Source organism: Lentisphaerota bacterium (assembly GCA_016873675.1).
GTDB lineage: Bacteria > Verrucomicrobiota > Kiritimatiellia > RFP12 > JAAYNR01 > VGWG01.
The window spans coordinates 1-19,122 of sequence record VGWG01000053.1; the positions used below are offsets into that span (position 1 = coordinate 1).

Below are 19,122 nucleotides of genomic sequence, written 5' to 3' on the forward strand. Positions count from 1 at the left end.
GCGTGCCGTCGCTGGTCACCACATTCGCCACTCGGGCGGTCTATTTTCCCGCTGCGGCGCGCGCGCCCAAGGCCGACGGCGACCTCGAAATTGAAGCCCAACCGGTCTACGTCGCCCCCTCCGCTCGCACAGTCACCGGCTGGGTCGGTATCGGCCTAGCCGTCGTCGGCCTGCTGGCGGCCGCGCTGTGGGGGCTTACCCATATCCGACGTCGCGTCCGCGAGGCGCGCCTATCACCGGGCGAACGGGCGCTCGCCGAGTTGGAGAGACTGATCCGCCGCCGGCTGGTCGAAAAGGGCCTGTACAAGGACTTCTATATTGAACTGACCGGCGTTGTCCGCCGTTATATCGAGCGGACGCACGGTATCCACGCCCCCTCGCAAACCACGGAAGAGTTCCTTCAGGCCGCCGTGTCGCATCCGGCTTTCGCCGCTGCGACACTCGGTCCGCTCCGGGAGTTTCTGGAATCGGCTGATCTGATAAAATTCGCCGGTCAGACGGCCACTCCGACCATGACAGATGCGGCTGTCGCCGCTGCTCGCTCGTTTGTGATGACACCATGCGCTTTGCCTACCCCCTAGCTGCTCTTCTATTGATTCCCTGGCTCCTGGCTGTCTGGCGACTCTACCGCCGCAGCGAGCGGGCCGGAATACTTTTTGCGCCGATCCGTCGGCTGCCCGTTCACACGGCGGGCTGGCGCGTATGGGCCTCACGCATGCTGCCTGCGGTGTTTCTCGTCGGGCTCGCCTGTCTCATTATTGCCGCCGCGCGCCCCCAGACGTTTATCGCCCGCGAGCGCCGCACGGTCGATGCGATCGCCATCGCCATGACTGTGGATATCTCCGGCTCGATGGAGGCGCTCGATCTCTCGCCCCGCTCGGCCCTCGGCACCGTGACCGAGAAAACACGTCTCGCTGTTGTGAAGGAGACTTTTGCGGCCTTCATCCGCCAGCGTCCCGACGACCTGCTCGCACTCATCACTTTCGGGGGCTATGCCTCGACCCGTAGCCCACTCACCGCCGACCATCGTGCCCTGCTTCACGTCTTGAACGGGGTGCAAGTCCCAAGCGCCAACATGGACGATCAGGGCCGTCCGGTTGCTCGGGAAGAACTGCTGACGGCCATCGGCGACGGACTGGCCACGGCCTGCGCACGCCTCACCGACTCCGAGCCCAAGACCCGGATTATTGTCCTGCTGAGCGACGGCGAATCCAACACGGGCATCATCACACCGGACCAAGCGGCCGAGGCGGCAAAGAAGTTGGGCATCCGCGTCTACACCATTGGCGTGGGCAGCACCGGCCGCGCCCCCTTCCGAACCCGTGACGACTTCGGGCGCTCCGTGATCGGATGGGGCGAGGTGAGCCTCGACGAAACCCAACTCCGCTCCATCGCCAGTGTCACAGGCGCCCGCTATTTCAACGTGCGTGATCCAGAGGGTCTGAAGACGGCCCTTGACGAGATCGGCCGTTTGGAGACCACACGCATTGACCGTCAAATCCTGATGCGGTATCAGGAGTGGTTTGTGTGGCCGCTCTTCGTCGGCGCGACGCTTGTCTGTGCCGCGCTCACGCTCGGCATGCTCACCCTCCGGAGGCTGTTATGATCCGGTTTGTTCAGCCGTATCTGTTGCTGCTTTTGTCGCTCATTCCGTTGGTGGGCCTGGCCTGGTGGTGGGCCGCATCCCGTGCCGAGGCGCGTCTGGCCGATTGGGTCGCGCCTGCGCTCCAGGCACGACTTCTCCCCCCCCGATCACGCGCGCGCACCCTCGCACAGATCATCCTCGCACTCGCCGCGCTGACCCTGCTCACCATCGCCGCGGCGCGTCCACAGTGGGGCCGTCGTGACGAGACGATCTTCACTCGCGGCAGCAACTTGCTCATCGCCCTCGATGTTTCCCGCTCCATGCTCGCCAGCGATGTCCACCCCAACCGCCTTGAGCGCGCCAAGGTGGACATTCTCGACCTGATTCCGGAGCTCAAAGGCGATAATGCCGGCCTGCTGGCTTTCCGCCGCCGAGGCATTCTGCTCTGCCCGCTGACCACCGACTACTCTTTTCTGCGGCAGGCGATCGACGGGGTCTCGCCCGAATCCGCCCCCCGGGGGGAGACCGACCTCGCCGATGCGATCAAGAAGTCGCTGGAGGCTCTGGAGGGAATGCCCGAGGACCACAATGCGATTCTCCTGATCTCCGACGGCGAGGAGCTCACTGGCGATGCCACAGCCGCTGCCCGAGAAGCCGGCAAGCGCAAAATTCCGATCTTCACGGTCGGGATCGGCGATCCGGCGGGTGCCACCATCCCCGGCGATTCCAGCGCCGACTCCCTCCGCTTCAAAGGCCAGGTGGTACAGACCCGCCTCATGGAGTCAACCCTCGCCGCAATTGCCCGAGAGTCGGGTGGCTCCTACATTCCGCTCGCCACCGCTGGCACCGCCCACACCACGCTCGGCGCCATCTATCGCCGCCACCTCCGCACGATCTCCGCCCGTGAAAACCGGGAGACTCTGGAGAATCAGTATGTCGAACGCTATCTTATCTTTCTGCTGCCCGCCATTCTCGCGCTCGTCGCCGCCGCCTGTCTCTCGCGCGGACGTCTCGCAGGCGCCCGCACCCGAATGACGCCCCCCCCCTCCATCGTCCGCGCGCGTGCCCTGCTCGCCGTGCTCACCCTCGCCTGCGCTGCCCGCGCGGGCGAGCCCCCAGCGACGACCAATTCCGCGAGCCCCAGCGCGGCCGCCACGCTGCCCGGTGGCCGCGCCACGGCCCGTCACGCCCAGGCGCTCTATCGCAGGGGGCAGTACGAGGAGGCGGCCGCTGGCTTCACCGCAGCCGCCCGCAGCGCCGACACGGATACCGCCGCCGAGTGGCTCTACAACGCCGCGCTCGCGTGGATCCAGGCGGACAAACCGAACGAGGCGGCCGCGCTTCTCAAACCCCTCGCCCACTCGCGAACTGTGGGGCCGCGAGCCGCCGAACTGCTCGCGTCAGCCGCCCTCGACCAGTCGCGCGCGATCAAGGCGGGAGAAGGCGCGGACACCCGAGTCGCCCATCTCGAGACCGCCGCCTCCGCCCTCCAGACCGCCTTGCGCGCGACGCCCGACGACCCCCGCCGTATCCGCAATCTCTCCCGTGTCGCCCCCGCCCTTCCCGATGCCCGCGAAAATGCGCACATCGAAGCCGTCCTGAAGGCCCACCCCAACCCCCAACCGGATTCCCTGCTGGAGTCCCTCTTCCGTGAACAGCGGGCGCTGCTGGACGAAATTCCAGCCGTATTCACCAACGAAGCCCCGCGTCTGATCACCGCCGCAGAGGCGCTGGCCGCCCGTCAGCAGAAGGCGGGCGACCTTCTCATTCCGCTCAAACGCGTGCTCCTCGAATCGGGCGCGATCACCAACGACCAACAGCGCGCCATCTTGGCCTCCACGTTCGAGACCGCTCGCGATGCCCTGCGCGACTCCACCCGGAAATTGCGCGACATGGATCCGTCGGCCCTGCAGGATGTGGCCAGGATTGAGCCCTTTGCCTACGTCCTCTGGAAGCAGATCGCCGCTCCGCCGCCGTTGGTCGGCGAGGCGATCACCACGCAATCCAACGCGCTCAACTCTGCCGCGCAGCCTCTGCGCTATCCGCCGCAACCCGAGTCGCTGGCGCTGACCCAGCATTTCCGCGAGCGCTTTCCGGAATGGGCCGATCAGGTTCAGCAACAAGCCCAGGCCGATACCAACGCGCCGACCCTCACGCCCGAGGCTCGCGCCGAGATCGAGCGGCTCGCCGAAGAAACCGAACGGCTTCAAACCGAGGCCCTGCGCACGCCGACGCCGCGGACCCTGCAGCAGCAGGCGCTCGAGAAGCTGATGCGCATCCGCGAGTTGCTTCCGCAGAATCCGTCGTCAGGCGCTTCCGGACAGCCGCCGCCTCAGTCGCCACCGCCGTCGGAACCCGAGCCCTCGGAGTCAAAAGAGCCGCCACCCGAAACGAACGAGCAGAAAAGCCCCAAGCCAGAGGATCAGAAACAACCGCCGCCTCAGGATGTTCAGGAGATGCTCCGCCGCGCCCTGGAACGGGAGAAAGAGCAGGACGAGCGCAAGCGTGAGCAGATGCGTAATCTACCCATGTCGCCCTCCGATCGGGACTGGTGAAGCGTATGCAAGCGAAGTCGGCACGTCTAGTATCGATCCTGTCGATCATATCGATCCTGTCGATCGTATCGGGATCAACCGCCTTCGCCCAACCGGTCGCCCTCACGGTCCGGCCAGACCGAAACCGCATCTACTTGGGCGAGTCCTTTAATCTTTACGTGACCGTCAACGGTGCCGACGATGATCGTACACTGCCGGATCTCTCGGCCCTGAGCGGCGCCGATATCGCCTATCTGGGCTCGCAATCCATCAGCCGCCGCATGATCTCGAACATCAACGGCCATGTCCGTCGTGAGGAGACGCGCGGTCGCATGTTTGTCTTTCAGATTAAACCCCTCCGGGAAGGGCTTTTCAGGACGGATTCGGTTACGCTGCGTAATGACGGGCAGACCCTCTCGGCAGCGAGCCCCCCCGTCACCGTCATCGGCGTGACCGCTCAATCGACCGTGATCGGATCACTCGCCGCATCGACCACCGCCGCTCTGGTGGACGAGCCCTTCCGCATCACGTTCGCCATCGCCATCGCGCCGATCCCTCCACCCTATCACGACATCGAGCCGATCCACGCCAACAACCCGCCGCGCCTGGAAGCTGATTTTCTGAACATCGCGGAGATCAAGGGCCTGCAGCAGCCCGATATTCGCGCGTTTCTTGAATCGTGCGCGAAGGCCGCGTCGGGGCGGCAACCCACTTTCCTGATCAACAACTATGCCGATAGCTTCGAGAATCCCTTTCGGTTCCGCCTGGACCCCGTCCGTGAAAACCGGGGCGGCACGAATTTCTGGGTCTACGCCCATGAATTCACATACGGCCCTCTGGCCGAAGGCGACTACACCTTCGGCCCCATGATCTTCAAGGGCGCGGTCATGACCGGGGTGAATCCGGATCAAAGAGCCCGGTTCGAAGAGATCTTCGCCGTCGCCCCGGCGGTCACCGTCCGCGTCACGCCTCCTCCGGAAACGGGGCGACCTGCGTGGTTCATCGGCGCCGTCGGAAGTAATCTGACGGCCCAGGCCGGCTTCGACACCGATGTCTGCAAGGTCGGCGACCCGCTCACCCTCACGCTCGACCTGACCGGCGCCATCAGCCTCTCCAATCTCCGTCCGCCGCTGCTCGCGCTGCAGGAGGATTTGATCCGGGATTTCCGTATTTACGACGACAACGTCACCACGACCGCAATTGAATCGGGCAAACGGTTCACCTGGCGCGTCCGTCCCATTCGAACCGGAACGATCGAGTTCCCGCCCATCCGCGTCGCCTATTACAACACGACCGTGAAGCGCTATGAGACGGTGTCGTCGCGCCCTATCCCCATCCAGGCGCGCGCCACCACGCAGGTGGTCAGCGATGCGCTGAGTTCGTCCAGTCTCTTCATCAGGTCCGACACGGCTCCCGTGCCTGCAGCCACCACCTTGTCGGATGACGCCACGCCGCTGCTCCCTTCCGCCCGGCTTCTGCTACCGCTGATTCTGTCGGGCCCCGCCCTTCTGCTGCTCGGTATCACGGGCCGGTTCCTCTGGCGGCGGCGCGGCGGCATGCGCCTGGCCAGCCGCCGCCTTCGCGCCGCCACCCAGGCCCGTCGCCGCCTCACCCACGCGGCGGAACCGGGCGCGGCCGCCGCAGCCCTGCGCGATTATCTCACAGACCGTCTTCAGGCAACCGGCCGGTCGTTGACGCCCCCCGAGGCCTCACGCCTGCTCGTCGCCAACGGCGTCCCGCACCCGCTGGCCGACGCGTTCCGTTCCCTTCTCGAACGTCTCGATGAGGCGATCTACAGTCACGGCGCTGCACCCGCCAGCATCGTTTCCGAGGCCCGCAACGTCCTGACCGGGATTGAAACCGCGCTTGCCGCGCGGAGGGAGGCAGGCGAATGAATAGGGGTGATCCAACGTCCCGCTTCCACCCGTCGCTCATCCTGATCACGGTTTTCTGGCTCGCCACGGCCGCCCGCTCGGATGAGACATCGAGGGCCTTCGGATGGGAGCGGGCCAACGCCCGCATGTCCACCGCTCGCGCTCACGCGGATTTTCTTGAAGCCGCCCGGACTTACAACCGTCTGGTTCTCGATGGCGACACCCGCGGCGCGCTATTCTATAATCTCGGCACGGCGCTGCTGCTGGCCGGTGACGCTCCCAACGCCATTGCGGCGCTGGATCGCGCCGAACGCCGCCTCGGCGCGACCCCCGCCACCCGCGCTAACCTCCGCCTCGCGTATGGCCTGCTGGATGCGCCGCCGTCAGCCGATGACGCGCCTCGATCGCTTCCGTTCGCCCTTGCCCCCCCCGCTCCGCTTCCGTGGACCCACACGGCCTTTTTCTGGCACTATGAATCTCCCTGCCGCCACCGCGCAGGCGCGGCCGCCGTGGGCTGGGTGATTCTGTTCGCCGGCCTGTTCATCCGTCTGTTTCGCCCCGCCGCTGCACGGCCTTGGGTGTGGGCCGGCCTGTTTCTGTTTGCCATCTATGGTACCAGTACCGCCATCACCCTGCTTCAGGAATACCGCGACAGCCGTTCCTGGCCCACGCGCGTCTTCACCAGCAACGGCGGGGAGGACGCATCATGAAGTCCACCTTTCGCTTCCTTCTGGCACTCACGCTCTCACTCTGCATTCCCGCCCGTGTTCGGGCCCAGATCCAGCAGGCCACGCTGCGCTTTGATCCAGAGACCCCCTTTGTCGGACAGCCTTTCACCCTGATTCTGGACGTCACGGTCACCCCTGGCGTTGAACTGGAAAACCTGAATCTTGAGGGATTGCCCGACCCCTCGCTTGTCCGTTTTATCAATTTCGTGGCCGCCGAACGCAAAGGCATCCGAGCCGATGGCGGAACTGCGGCCGATGTTCTGCGTTACACGGCCGAAGGCCAGGCCTCGCGCGCCTTTGTAACGACCGTTACGTGCACGCTGCGCGGACAGGTCGTCGAGCGGGTCTCGCGGGGCGTCTTCTCTCACATGCGTTCCTATCCGGTCACGTATCAGATCTCATCGGCCAGACTCAACGTCCGAGACCTTCCCAGTCAGGGACGACCGCCCGACTTCTCGGGTGCGATCGGGCGATTCACGCTTTCCGGTGACGCCTCACCTCAGACCGTCTCGCCGGGCGATCTCGTCACACTCTCATACGTGCTCACAGGAAACGGCTGGCTGGCCGATGCCACGCTGGTGCCGCCAGACCCCGGCTCCGATTTCAAGACTTATCCCGCGCAAGAGACCGCACGTGAGGCCCGGCCGCCGCGTCTCTCATTCCGTCAGGTTGTGATTCCCCTCTCAACCAATGCCACTGTCGTGGGCACTCCCCGCTTTGTCTATTTCGACCCTGATACGGCCGCCTATCGAACCGCGATGATCGAACCCTTCCGCCTGACCTTTGCCCACACCACGACGGCCGAACCGGCCATTCGCCGCATCGACATCACGCCCGCCGCGCGTCCCTCCGATGGAAATCGGGTCCGACCCCCTGAGCTTGCGATCGCCGAGACCGTCGCCAAGATCCGCCAATTGGTGCCTCTTGCGTCCGCGCTCATTCTCGCTGCGGCGGTCACCGGCATGCTCTTTCGCGTCCGCCGCATACCTGCCGTGATCGCCGGTCTTCTGATTCTCGCGCTGGGCGTTGCCGCCTCGCGCCGCTTCAGCCAGGCAGCCGAGGCACGGGCGCTGAAAGTTGGGACGTCGGTCACCGCCCGCCTGGCGCCCTCTGATCGAGCATGTCCGCTTTTCGACCTCCACCCGGGCGCCTCTGTTCTCCCTCTTGAACACACCCCGGGCTGGGTACGGGTACGTGCCGCCGACCGCGAAGCCTGGATACCCGTGACGAGCGTGACGCACGAGTCGTCCGAGATGTCGGGGGTGTTTGAATGACACGTCACACGCGAGCGCCATTAGCGCAGACCATCTGATCCAGCATCGGATTCTTGCGCGTCCACCCAGCGCAGGTGCGCGCCGACCGGGACCTGCGTCAGATCCAGCCAGCCGCTCTCAACTTCGACGACACGCCGGGCGCGCAACCCGCCCGGAACGCACCAGCGGCCGGGACGGACGCCCCGCACGCACGCGACGATCCGCCACTGCGCATCGATGAAGATCAGATCCAACGCAAACCGCATCCCCACCGTGTGCACGGCGCTGCACGACTCGATGAGCAGCCCGCACCCAGACCCGAGCCCGCGACACCCCAGCAATCCCCGCAACCGCTGAAAAAACGAAGACGCCACGCGGACCGATCCGATCCACGCGGCGTCATTCAGCCAAAGGGCGCCCGTTTTCATGCCCGTTACCCGCGCTTGGCGCCAACCCCTTTTTCCTTCAGGTAGGCGAGCACCGCCCCGACCGTCACCAGTTTCTGTGCGTCCTCGTCGGGGACCTCCACGCCCATCTCGTCCTCAAGCGCCATGACCAACTCGACCACGTCGAGCGAGTCGGCGCCCAAGTCGCTGACAAGGTTGGCGTCGGTGACCACCTGCTCGACGGCCACGCCTAACTGCTCGGCAATCAATTCCCGTACCCGTTTCTCGAAGTCAGCCGTCATACTCCCGTCTCCCCTGTGTTGTCACCCTTTTCACATCCCCAAGAGTGTGCACAAAATTGGGTTGTAAATCCAGAAGAAAATCTAAAGGAACGGCAGGATCGTTGGAAGCGGGTCGGGTAGCGAAGTCAGGGTGGCGGTTAAGGGTGCGCATCGCATTCAAGCGCCGAACCGTTCAGTACGCGATCCGTACGATTAGGTGGCGTGGGAGGGGCGATCCTATCCCGAATCGCTTCCGTATTTGATGTGCTCTTCCTTAACCTGGAGCGTCTGGCTGATCCGATTGGCCATTGAATCGGAATAGGTGCGACGCCCACGCTCGTAGTCGCTGACCATGTTCTGCCGAATGCCGAGCTTGTCGGCGAGTTGGGCCTGCATGTCCAGCATGGCACCGCAGACGGTCCGTGCTCACGCGCCCGCCGTCGCACCCTCAGCCGACGCATGGCGGAAGCGGAGTCCGACGCCATCGGGGTCGGGCTCGACGCGGATCGGTCCGGCTTTGAACACCGACCGGAGCAACTCGTCGGAGAGCGGGTCTTCAACGTACCGCTCGATGGCCCGCCGGAGGGGACGGGCGCCAAGCGCCGGGTCGTATCCCTTGTCGATAAGAAACGCCGTCGCTTCGGGCGAAACGTCCAGCGTGATGCCCTTGGCCTCCAAGCGGCCCCGGACGCGCGCCAGCTCCAACACGAGGATCTTCGCCACATCATCCCGCTCAAGCTTGCGGAACACAATGATGTCGTCGAACCGGTTGAGGAGCTCAGGCTTGAACACCATCCGAGCCTCGGCGAGCAACTGGCTCTTGAGACGCTCAAAATCGTCAGCTTCCGTGCCGCGGGAGAATCCAAGCCCCTTGTTGGATCGGGCAAAATCGAAGCCAAGATTGGACGTCAGGATCACCACCGTGTTACGGAAGTCGACCTGACGGCCGAGACTATCGGTTAGCTTCCCCTCTTCGAGGATCTGCAACATCATGTGCATCACGTCGGGGTGCGCCTTCTCCACTTCGTCGAACAGCACCACGCTGTACGGGCGCCGCCGCACCCGTTCGGTGAGTTGCCCGCCCTCCTCGTGGCCGATGTATCCCGGCGGCGAGCCGACGAGACGTGACACGTTGAACTTCTCCATGTACTCCGACATGTCGATCTGGATCAGCGCTTTTTCATCGCCGAACATTCGCTCGGCGATCGCCTTGGCCAATAGCGTCTTGCCGACACCGGTCGGTCCGAGAAAAATGAAGGTGCCGATCGGACGGCGGGGATCCTTGAGGTCCGCCCGTGACCGCCGCAGTGCCCTCGCCACGGCCTGGACCGCAGGCTCCTGGCCGATCACGACACCCTTCAGCGTCTCCTCCAGCTTCAGCAACCGCGCCAGCTCGCCTTCGCTCATCCGTTCCAGCGGCACGCCGGAAATGCGCGCCACGGTTGTCATGATGTCGTCAACCGACACCGGCAGCGCCTTCTCGGCATGTTCCTCACGCCAGCTTTTGACGATCTTTTCGAGATCCTCCTTGGTCTGCCGCTCGGCGTCGCGCAGCGCCGCCGCCTCCTCGAAGTGCTGCCCCTTGATCGCCTCATCCTTGCGCTTCACGATAGCGGCGATTTTCGCCTCGTGCTCGCGCAGGTCCGGCGGGCGCACCGCCGCGCCCATTCGGACGCGGGCGCCGCCCTCATCGATCGCATCGATCGCCTTGTCGGGAAGCTGCCGCCCGGGAAGATAGCGGGCCGTGAGCTGGACCGCCGCCACGAGCGCATCATCGGAATAAAGCACGTTGTGGTGCTGCTCGTAGCGCTCGCGAATCCCCTTGAGAATGGCGATTGAGTCATCGATCGTCGGCTCGTCGACGCGCACAGTCTGGAACCGCCGTTCCAGCGCCGCATCCTTTTCGATCGACTTGCGGAACTCGTTAAGCGTGGTTGCGCCGATGCATTGCAACTCGCCCCGAGCCAGCGCCGGTTTGATGATGTTGGAGGCATCCATCGTCCCCTCGGCGCTGCCCGCGCCGACGATCGTGTGCAGCTCATCCAGAAAGAGGATCACGTTCTTCTCGCGCCGGATCTCGTCCATCACCGCCTTGATCCGCTCTTCGAACTGACCGCGGTATTTGGTGCCTGCGACCATCAGCGCCATGTCCAGCGCCACGACGCGCCGGCCGCGCATCCGCTCAGGGACATCGCCCGAAATGATCGCCTGAGCGAGCCCCTCGACCACCGCCGTCTTGCCGACACCGGCCTCGCCCAGAAGCGCCGCGTTGTTTTTGGTCCGCCGGCACAGGATCTGGATGACCCGCTCCAGCTCGTTCTTGCGCCCGACCACCGGATCCAGTTCACCCTTCTTCGCCAATTCGGTGAGATCACGCCCGAACGCGTTGAGCGCGGGCGTCTTCGTCTTTGCCTTGGCGGCGGGCTCGCCCGGCTTCGTCGGGGTGGCGGCCTCGGCCGCGCCGGTCTGATGCGCCGCAGCGCCCGGCGCGCCATCGGCTACACCGTCGTCCTCGTCGAAATTCGCATCGAGGTACTTGTGTATCGCCGCCTGCAGGTCCTCCAACGTGATGTTGAAGCCCATCAACACCTGGGCCGCCACGCCCTCTCCCTCGCGGAGCAGCGCGAGGAGCAGGTGCTCGGTGCCGACCTCGGGCTGGGTGAGCGCCCGCGCCTCGTTGGTCGCAAGCTGAAAAACCTTCTTGGCACGGGGCGTGTAGGGTTTTGCCCCCAACGTCCGGGTCTCGCCGCCCTGACCGACCATGCGATCGACCGCCAGCCGGATATCCTCCAGGGAAAGGCCCATCCCTTCGAGCACCTCGACCGCAATCCCCTCACCCAGCGCGATCAGTCCAAGCAAAATATGCTCGGTGCCGATGTACGGGTGGTTGAAACGATCCGCCTCTTTGGCCGCCAGTTGAATGGCACGCTGCGCGCGTGCGGTGAAACCATCAAAACCGCTCATTTTTTCTCCTTCACAATCAATCGTTTTCGGGCTTTTCGCACCAGCCACTCCTTGACAGTCCAGAATCCGAGGCTTTCGCGCAACAGGTCGGCTCGGCGCAGGTCCCGTTGTTCGGGGTCCAGTTCCTCCTTCAGATAATCCTGCAGATGGCCCGGATGGACCCTCAACTCCAGCATCTCCAAAACGTCGGGACGGGCATCTTGAATCACCCCCATTTCGATCCCCATCCTGACCGCAGAGAGATAGTCCAGTGCCTCATCGGTCTGGATCAGGTGCGCGTTCTGCAAAATCGCCAGCGCGCGCGAAACGCAATCCTGGACCACCACGGGCATGTCACGCAGCACCCGCTTGCGAGCCAGCCCCTCCTGGCGTGCCACCGCGATCGTCACGCGCTCAAGCGAAGCGATGACCGCCTGCTCATTCAGTCCGAGCGTTCCCTGGTTGGAAATCTGGAACCGGTGGCCCGAGGCCGCGGATCCCTCACCGCCGATGCCCCGCACCGTAAATCGCAACCGCTCCAATCCCCTGATCACCGCGTCGAGGTCGCCGCTGAGCCGCAATCCCGGAAGGTGTACCATCACACTCGCGCGCATCCCCGTCCCAATGTTGCTCGGACAGGCCGTCAGATACCCCAGACGCTCCGAGAACGCATACGGCAGGAGCTTTTCCAGGCGCGTGTCAAAGGCATCGGCAATTTCCCAGGCGCGCGACAGCCCCAGCCCCTGTGCAAATGCCTGGATGCGGATGTGGTCTTCCTCGTTGATCATCACCGAGAGCGAGCGGATCCCCGCATAGACAAAGCCTGCGCCCACGCCACGATCCACCAGATCCTGGCTGATGAGGGATCGTTCGCGCATTGTTTCCATCCGCACGCCATCACTCCCCTCCATCGGGATGACCTGGGCATCCGGATGCTCTGCGGCCAACACCGCCGCCGCGCCGACCCGCCGCAGCACCTCCACGCGCTCCCGCTCAGAGGCCCAGTCGGGAAATCGCTCGCCGCGCAGGTTGCGGGCGAGCCGCACCCGGCTGCTCATGATGATCTGAGGCTCGGGGAGCTGGCCTTTGATCGGCACGCCCGTGGCCTTCGGCTCATCGGGCTCATTGAGGAGCATGTTCCCCCCCTTTTGCGCCTCCGTCCACACGTGCGGATTTGCCCGGACTCGACATCGTTGCCAGCGCGTCGCGCAACCGGGCCGCCTCCTCAAAACGCTGCGAGGCGATGGCCCGTTTCAGTGCCCGCTCCAGCTCGGCACAGGTTCGCGCCGCAACCGCCCCGGCGGGCACCTTGCCGACATGGCGAACGCCCGCGTGCATGTCGCGGATCATCGCCTCGGTATCACGCCGGAAGGCCGTGTAACAGGCCTCGCACCCCAAACGTTCACGCTTGCGAAACGCCTGCCGGGTCATGCCGCAAACCGGACACACCGGGTCGTCGGCCGCCGTCTGCGCCCCGACGGGACGCGCTACCAGTCCCAGCGCCGCGTCGAAAATCATCTCGACCATGGATGTCAGTTTTTTGTCGATCAGCCCGCCCGCACCCGCACATGCCTGGCACACGTACAACTCGCGCGTTTCGCCCCCGGACTCCTCCCGGATGGCGATCTCGGCCTGCCGTTGCCTGCATTTTTCACACAACATGAGACACTCTCCGCGCTGGGCCTGTCCTCTGTTTCAAATTGATCCATAGTATACGCCAAAGGCGTGAGTGAGGGCAATACCAGACCCATATAAATCCCTAAATCCCTGATCGTATCGGACGTTCTGGCGATTGACCGGTCAGTGCAGAAACGTACACACGTATTCCATAAATCCGGACTTCACTTCAATGTCGAATCCGGACTTGGCGGGCACCTCAAACGAGTGTCCGGCGGCATACCGGGTCCATTCCGATTGCCCATTCAGTTTGACGGCACAGTCGCCGACAGTGATTTCCATCCGCTCCGCCTGGGCCGTGCCAAAGTGGAACTGGCCCGGAAAGATCACACCGACCGACTTGCGCGTCCCGTCCGCCAGAAGGATCGTATGACTGACAACCTTTCCGTCAAAATAGACATTGGCCTTAGCTTGCACCGTCACACCCCGGAACTCCATCTGATTCTCTTTCATTCTCATTATCCTTTTGTGTTGACGCTATAACCTGAACTGCCCGTCTCCGTACCATTGTGTCTCAGCGGCTTCCAACTCCGTGTTCGCATCGCAAATCGAGCGTTTCTCCAGCCGATCCGCACCCGCGCGGAGCGCCTGTTGTGTTGCACGGGCCCAGCAGTTCCGCACGCCAGCCCCGCAGCAGACGGTGGTCTTCAGGTCGTGCACCGGCTTCGGAATCTGCAATCAGCATCCGGATCATATCTGCCTTTGTGGCCACGATCCGCGCGTCGATCATCCGCGCCTCCGCTTTCTTCCGGATCACCGCCTGCAAGGCCTGAATGCGGCCCTTTCCGGCCTGCTGTTCATCGGGCTGCCCGAGCGGCTGTGGCCTTTCCGATTCGGGCACATTCAGTCCGCGCTGCACGGCAGCGAGCAGATCCGGACCGCGTCGGCGCGCCATGCGCGGATCGACCTGTCTGCATGCGGCCAGCCCGGCCTCGTTGACGGGCAACGCCTGGGCCACCGACACCAATTCATGATCGGCAGCCACAAACCCGCGCGGCAGATCCGCCTCACGCGCCGTCCGCTCACGCCAAGCTGCCAGTTCCTTGAGGACGGCAAGGTTGCGGGGTGGCATACACATCCCGGCGCGGATGCGGGTGTAAGCGTTCTCAGGCGCGGCGTCCCGGTACTCCGCCTTGTCATAAAGCTCACCCATTTCCTCGTCCATCCAGGCCTCCACGCCCGCAGCCCTGGCCTTCTCCCTCAACAGGTCTGCCGCACGAACCATGTGCCGGACATCATCAACGGCATAGTCCACCTGTTCGGGGGACAGCGGACGAACCGTCCAATCCGTGCGGGTCTGGCCCTTCTGCAACTGCACCCCCAGGAGAACGGCCAGCAGATTCTGGAGCGAGGTCTGACTGTCCAGTCCGGCGAATCCGGCCGCAAGACGCGTGTCAAAGACATGCCGTGCCGGAGCGCCTGATGCGCGGGTCAGGATCATCAAATCCTGCGGCGCATCGTGCAAAATCTTTTCGATCCGGGGGTCGGCGAGCATATCGGCCAGTGGCGACAGATCGGGAACGGCCACCGTATCGATCAGATGACAGGTCCCATCGGCCAGCGCCATCTGGACCAGACCGAGGATCGGATAGAATGTCCGCTCCCAGACAAACTCCGTATCCAGCGCCACGCGCGGTTGATCCATCAATCGACCGACCAGATTTTGCAGGTCGCTCTTGGTTTGAATGTAGTACATAGGCCTTCCTGTTGCTTGGTGATGACGTGTTCCGGCGAGCGGCCCCTACCCCGTCACCGCCTCGGCGATGGCTTGGGTTCCATGGTAGAGGTATTTACCCCACCCGACGGTGAACAGGAAGTCGCCGTACAGCGCGTGTTCGAGATTGGAGAGGCCGACGCGCCGCGTCGCGCGGTACGTTGACAAGAACATCAGCCCGCCGAAGAACGTGAAGAGCATCGCCCACGGATTGCGAAACGGCAGATGCGCCAGACTGAACACCGCCGCCCCAGCGATCAGGGACACGCGCGAATGGGCTCCGAACAACGCCGTATAGCGGGCCTCATAGAAGACGCGGTAGATGATCCCCTGCGGACAGACCGAAATCAGGGGATAACCGATCAGGATCATCCCCCACAGCACAGGCTTCTGGCGCGGAAGGCTGAACAGCACGTCAGGCTCAAACAGCGCCAGCGCCAGCGTGAGGATCAGCGCCGCAGCCAAAAAACGCAGCAAGACGGGTTTGATCCGATACCTCCCGCCGTCCCAGGCGTAGAGCACCCGCATCCGATCAGGCCATGGCTTCCGAGACAGGGAGAACCAGATCACAGCCCCTGCGACCCACAACACGGGCAGCAGGGCACGCGCCGGAACCAGAAACCGGAGCGCCAGAGGCACGCCGATGTAGAGCGCCGCAAACTCCGCCCAGCGCCAGAGGGCGACCGCTAGACTGCGGTAGGGGTTGCCATAGATGTCGGTCATGATGCCAGCCCCTCCCGCTCCCGATCCGTCCCGCTCGCAGGCGTGTTTCGCAACAGGCCGGGAAGCAGCAGCAGCAGCAGCAGGACCGCCGCCGCCACCGACCAGACCGAGCCCTGCCCGGCATGGTCATGCGCGGGCTGAATGATCGGCACACTCTCGCGGACGCCAGCAATCACACCGTCCAGCAGGACTCCCGCAAGGCAGGAGACGAGTCCGATCGCCCCCAGATAGGCGGCCGTGCCCGCGCGGCCAATCTGCCGCCACATCGCCACGATTCCAGCCGCATTGGTCGCCGGCCCCGAGATCAAAAAAACCATCGCCGCTCCTGGCGAGACACCCATGTGAATAAAGGTTGCCGCGATCGGAACCGACGAGGCCGAACAGACGTAGATCGGAATGCCGATCGCCAGCGCCAGCGCATACGAGGCGATTCCGGGCGGGAGGCGTCCGGCAAAAAAATCCTCCGGCACCACGCCCGACACCACGCCCGATATCAGCACGCCTAGAATCAACGGCCGGGCCATGTCACGCGGCAACGTCACGAATCCGGTCTGAAGCGCGCGCAGCCAGACGGATGGCTCGCCACGGACCGCCTCGGCGGGCACCGCATGTCCCTCACAACACGACTCACCCGCTCCCGTCGTAGCCGGGAAAGCCGGCTTCACACCGTCACCGCAGCAACATGACCCCGACGTCGCGGGCGGTTGCGCCACTGGCGCAACCGCATCCTCACCGCACACCCAATCCGTCAGTAGCCCCGCCACAATGCCCGAGACAAACGCCGCTGCGACGCGAAGGACCGTGATGATGGGCCCCAGCAGGGAATAGGTGAGAAGAATACTGTCCACGCCCGTCTGCGGGGTGGAGGCAAGGAAACTGACGGTGGCACCCTTCCCCGCGCCCGCCTTGCGCAACGAGAAGGCCAGCGGTATCACGCCGCACGAGCATAGCGGCAGCGGCACGCCCAACAGCGCGGCCTTCACCACTTGCCCCACCCCACGTCGGCCGAGGTGGCGCGCGACCCAGGCGGGCGTCAATACAACCGAGAGCGCTCCAGCCACAGCAAACCCCAGCAACAGGTAAGGTGCCATCAGCAGCACCACCTGCCAGATCGCCGCAATACTAATCGCCGTCTTGCTCATGGGTGTAGTGTATCATCGACTGCACGTCGCTGAAAGATCAGAATATTCCGCCACCGGTCCGACATTCGGCATTGTCTCCCTTCCCCCGCTCGGCTACACTGGGTCCACCTATGTTTGACCTCATCCTGGCAGGCGGTACGGTGATAGACGGAACGTGCGGGGCGCGCCCCGTCCGAGCCGACGTGGGCGTGCACCGAGGCCGTATCACGGCGGTCTGCGACCTCCGCGCCGTCGAGGCCCGCGAACGCATCGATGCCACCGCCTGCTGGGTCACGCCAGGCTTCATTGACGCCCACTCGCACTCCGACACCTATCTGCTGCTGGAGCCCGATGCGCCCAGCAAGGTCTCTCAGGGGATCACCACCGAAGTGGTCGGTCAATGCGGCGGCAGCGGGGTGCCCGCGCTGGACGACCAGTGCCTCGCCTCAGATTGGGCCGCGATGATCTATCCGCGATGTTCGGGCGGCCGTGGCCGCCTCCGCGCGACCGGCGAACCCGGTTCCACCTGGCGCACGGTCGCCGAGTATCGTGCGCTGTGGGAGGAGGTTCGCCCCGCTGTCAATGCCAAGCTCTACGTCGGCCACAATACCCTCCGCAAAGGGGTCATGGGCTATGCGCCGCGTCCGGCCGACGCGGGAGAGACGGCGCGGATGATCCGCAACCTGGAGCAGGCGCTCGACGAGGGTGCCTCGGGACTGAGCACCGGGCTGGTCTACCAGCCTGGCAAATTTGCGCTACCCGACGAAGTGCTCAAGCTCGCCTCCGCGGCGGCTGCCCGGGGGGCCGGGTACGCCACCCACATGCGCAGCGAGGGCGACCACCTGTTGGAGGCGCTTGATGAGGTACTCGCCCTGACCCGCGCGACCGGTATCCGCATCCAAATCTCGCATCTCAAGACGGCTCACCCGCGCAACTGGCACAAGATCGATGCCGCGCTGGAGCGGATTGAGCGCGCGCGCGCCTTGGGCCTGGCCGTTTATGCCGACCGCTATCCCTACACGTTCGGCGCCACCGAGCTGGACATGATCCTTCCCAACTGGGCTTCGGACGGCGGACCTGCGGTGATTCTGAGAACGCTGGACGATCCGGAGACACGTGCGCGGGTTGTCGCCGAACTCGATGCGGCGGAGATCGACTGGTCCGGTGTGATCGTGGGCGGCTGTTATTCCAGTCCGAGCCAAGCCTACTGCGGCAGTTCCCTGGCCGATGCCGCACGGCAGCGCGGCGAGACACCCGGCGCAACGGCGGCATGGCTGATCCGCGAAGGGAGGGCTAAAACCGGCGCGTTCTTCGGAGGCATGTCGGAAGACAATCTGCGGCGGATCTACCGCCAGCCCTGGGTCATGGTCGGCAGCGACGCCTCGCTGCGCGCCCCCACCGGGGTGCTTGGCGCCGACCATCCGCACCCGCGGGCGTACGGCACCATGCCGCGATTCTTCCGGATGGCCGTCGATGAAGGGCTGATGGACGCATCCGAGGCGATCCATCGCATGACAGGCCTCCCCGCTGAGGCGTTTGGGCTCTCCGAACGCGGACGAATTGCGCCAGGGTACCATGCAGACGTAGCGGTGTGGGATCCCACATCCTTCGCTTCCACGGCTACCTATGGAGCCCCCCATTGTTTTGCCACCGGCATGCGACACGTCGTGATCAACGGCGCCGTCACCTATGATAACGGCCGTTTTACGGGGCGTCGGAGCGGAATTATTTTACACCATACTTGACAGAACCCCCTAATTCTGTTTTCATCATGCCCGCTTTCTAAAGGCCGCTAGCTCAGTTGGTAGAGCACATGACTTTTAATCATGTGGTCGCGGGTTCGACTCCCGCGCGGCCTACCACTCTAAACCGTTGAATATAAGAGGTTTAGATGTCAATAAACGGGTAAAACGTATCTCTTGGCATAGTCCTGAAAATGGCATAAAAAGGCAGTTTTTGGCAGGTGTTTTGTCAGCAATTTGTCACCACCAGATACCCGCTTTTGACCGTTTCTTTTCAGGATTTCGCTGCAACCCCGCTTCCCTGCCGCCTCTCAAGCGGCGCCTCCGATGCAGTCCTGCCGGAACCGTGCCACCATCGCGTCGAGATCGCTGATCCTGAACAGGCATGTTTTCTCGCCCAGTTTACTGAAAGGCACCCTCCTCGATGCCTGCAGGTTGCCCAGGGTGCGGATGCTGACGCCCAGGTATTTCGCCGCCGCAGCGCGTCTCAGGTACCCCGGCCGGATGTTTTCGGTTTCCTTGTTCTTCATGTTCCCAAGCCTCCTTCAAGCTGATTGCCGC

General features: G+C 64.2%; 17 protein-coding genes and 1 tRNA gene. 7 read left to right on the top strand and 11 right to left on the bottom strand.

Annotation, left to right across the window (positions count from 1 at the left end; translation table 11 throughout):
- The first annotated feature begins 559 nt into the window (after window positions 1–559).
- Genes FJ222_07870 through FJ222_07890 form a run of 5 tightly spaced genes read left to right on the top strand, consistent with a single transcriptional unit; the run spans window position 560 to window position 7,995 of the window.
- Window positions 560–1,606, top strand: coding sequence for a VWA domain-containing protein (locus FJ222_07870; GenBank protein MBM4164342.1), 1,047 nt, complete (start codon window positions 560–562; stop codon window positions 1,604–1,606).
- Window positions 1,603–4,140, top strand: a complete 2,538-nt coding sequence (locus tag FJ222_07875) for a VWA domain-containing protein (protein MBM4164343.1) — start codon at window positions 1,603–1,605, stop codon at window positions 4,138–4,140. The genes FJ222_07870 and FJ222_07875 overlap by 4 nt, the downstream gene beginning before the upstream one ends.
- A gap of 5 nt (window positions 4,141–4,145) precedes the next feature.
- A complete protein-coding gene (locus FJ222_07880; protein ID MBM4164344.1) occupies window positions 4,146–6,014 on the top strand; it encodes a protein BatD in 1,869 nt (622 codons plus the stop codon).
- Window positions 6,011–6,703, top strand: a complete 693-nt coding sequence (locus tag FJ222_07885) for a hypothetical protein (protein ID MBM4164345.1) — start codon at window positions 6,011–6,013, stop codon at window positions 6,701–6,703. The genes FJ222_07880 and FJ222_07885 overlap by 4 nt, the downstream gene beginning before the upstream one ends.
- The gene (locus FJ222_07890; protein ID MBM4164346.1) at window positions 6,700–7,995 is read left to right on the top strand and encodes a protein BatD; all 1,296 of its coding nucleotides are present in this window, start codon (window positions 6,700–6,702) and stop codon (window positions 7,993–7,995) included. Before FJ222_07885 ends, FJ222_07890 begins: the two co-directional genes overlap by 4 nt.
- 20 nt (window positions 7,996–8,015) lie before the next feature.
- Here the strand turns inward: FJ222_07890 and FJ222_07895 are convergent, their stop codons facing one another.
- The 10 genes from FJ222_07895 to FJ222_07940 all read right to left on the bottom strand — a co-directional run bounded on the left by FJ222_07895 (window position 8,016) and on the right by FJ222_07940 (window position 16,840).
- Window positions 8,016–8,402 (bottom strand): DUF192 domain-containing protein, encoded by a 387-nt coding sequence (locus FJ222_07895; protein ID MBM4164347.1) that lies wholly within the window; start codon window positions 8,400–8,402, stop codon window positions 8,016–8,018.
- Window positions 8,403–8,407: 5 nt separating this feature from the next.
- Window positions 8,408–8,662, bottom strand: coding sequence for an acyl carrier protein (gene acpP, locus FJ222_07900; protein ID MBM4164348.1), 255 nt, complete (start codon window positions 8,660–8,662; stop codon window positions 8,408–8,410).
- 216 nt (window positions 8,663–8,878) lie between these two features.
- Window positions 8,879–9,046, bottom strand: coding sequence for a helix-turn-helix transcriptional regulator (locus FJ222_07905; protein ID MBM4164349.1), 168 nt, complete (start codon window positions 9,044–9,046; stop codon window positions 8,879–8,881).
- A gap of 21 nt (window positions 9,047–9,067) precedes the next feature.
- The gene (locus FJ222_07910; GenBank protein MBM4164350.1) at window positions 9,068–11,605 is read right to left on the bottom strand and encodes an ATP-dependent Clp protease ATP-binding subunit; all 2,538 of its coding nucleotides are present in this window, start codon (window positions 11,603–11,605) and stop codon (window positions 9,068–9,070) included.
- On the bottom strand, window positions 11,602–12,720 hold the full coding sequence (locus tag FJ222_07915) for an ATP--guanido phosphotransferase (protein ID MBM4164351.1): 1,119 nt from the start codon (window positions 12,718–12,720) through the stop codon (window positions 11,602–11,604). The genes FJ222_07910 and FJ222_07915 overlap by 4 nt, the downstream gene beginning before the upstream one ends.
- Window positions 12,707–13,246 (bottom strand): hypothetical protein, encoded by a 540-nt coding sequence (locus FJ222_07920; GenBank protein MBM4164352.1) that lies wholly within the window; start codon window positions 13,244–13,246, stop codon window positions 12,707–12,709. Before FJ222_07920 ends, FJ222_07915 begins: the two co-directional genes overlap by 14 nt.
- A 138-nt stretch (window positions 13,247–13,384) precedes the next feature.
- Window positions 13,385–13,720 carry a pyrimidine/purine nucleoside phosphorylase gene (locus tag FJ222_07925; GenBank protein ID MBM4164353.1) on the bottom strand — a complete coding sequence of 112 codons (336 nt, stop codon included), beginning with the start codon at window positions 13,718–13,720 and terminating at the stop codon, window positions 13,385–13,387.
- A gap of 55 nt (window positions 13,721–13,775) precedes the next feature.
- Window positions 13,776–14,957: a ribonuclease D gene (gene rnd, locus FJ222_07930; protein MBM4164354.1), complete on the bottom strand. Its 1,182-nt coding sequence runs from the start codon at window positions 14,955–14,957 to the stop codon at window positions 13,776–13,778.
- Window positions 14,958–15,002: 45 nt separating this feature from the next.
- Entirely contained in the window at window positions 15,003–15,698 is a 696-nt protein-coding gene (locus FJ222_07935; GenBank protein ID MBM4164355.1) for a hypothetical protein, read from the bottom strand.
- Window positions 15,695–16,840, bottom strand: coding sequence for a permease (locus FJ222_07940; GenBank protein MBM4164356.1), 1,146 nt, complete (start codon window positions 16,838–16,840; stop codon window positions 15,695–15,697). Before FJ222_07940 ends, FJ222_07935 begins: the two co-directional genes overlap by 4 nt.
- Before the next feature lie 110 nt (window positions 16,841–16,950).
- Here FJ222_07940 and FJ222_07945 point away from each other — a divergent pair, with 110 nt between their 5' ends.
- A complete protein-coding gene (locus tag FJ222_07945) occupies window positions 16,951–18,564 on the top strand; it encodes a D-aminoacylase (protein ID MBM4164357.1) in 1,614 nt (537 codons plus the stop codon).
- A 41-nt stretch (window positions 18,565–18,605) separates the two neighbouring features.
- A tRNA-Lys gene (locus tag FJ222_07950) sits at window positions 18,606–18,681 on the top strand.
- 191 nt (window positions 18,682–18,872) lie between these two features.
- Here FJ222_07950 and FJ222_07955 read toward each other — a convergent pair.
- Window positions 18,873–19,091: a helix-turn-helix domain-containing protein gene (locus FJ222_07955; protein MBM4164358.1), complete on the bottom strand. Its 219-nt coding sequence runs from the start codon at window positions 19,089–19,091 to the stop codon at window positions 18,873–18,875.
- Between the last annotated feature and the right edge of the window lie 31 nt (window positions 19,092–19,122).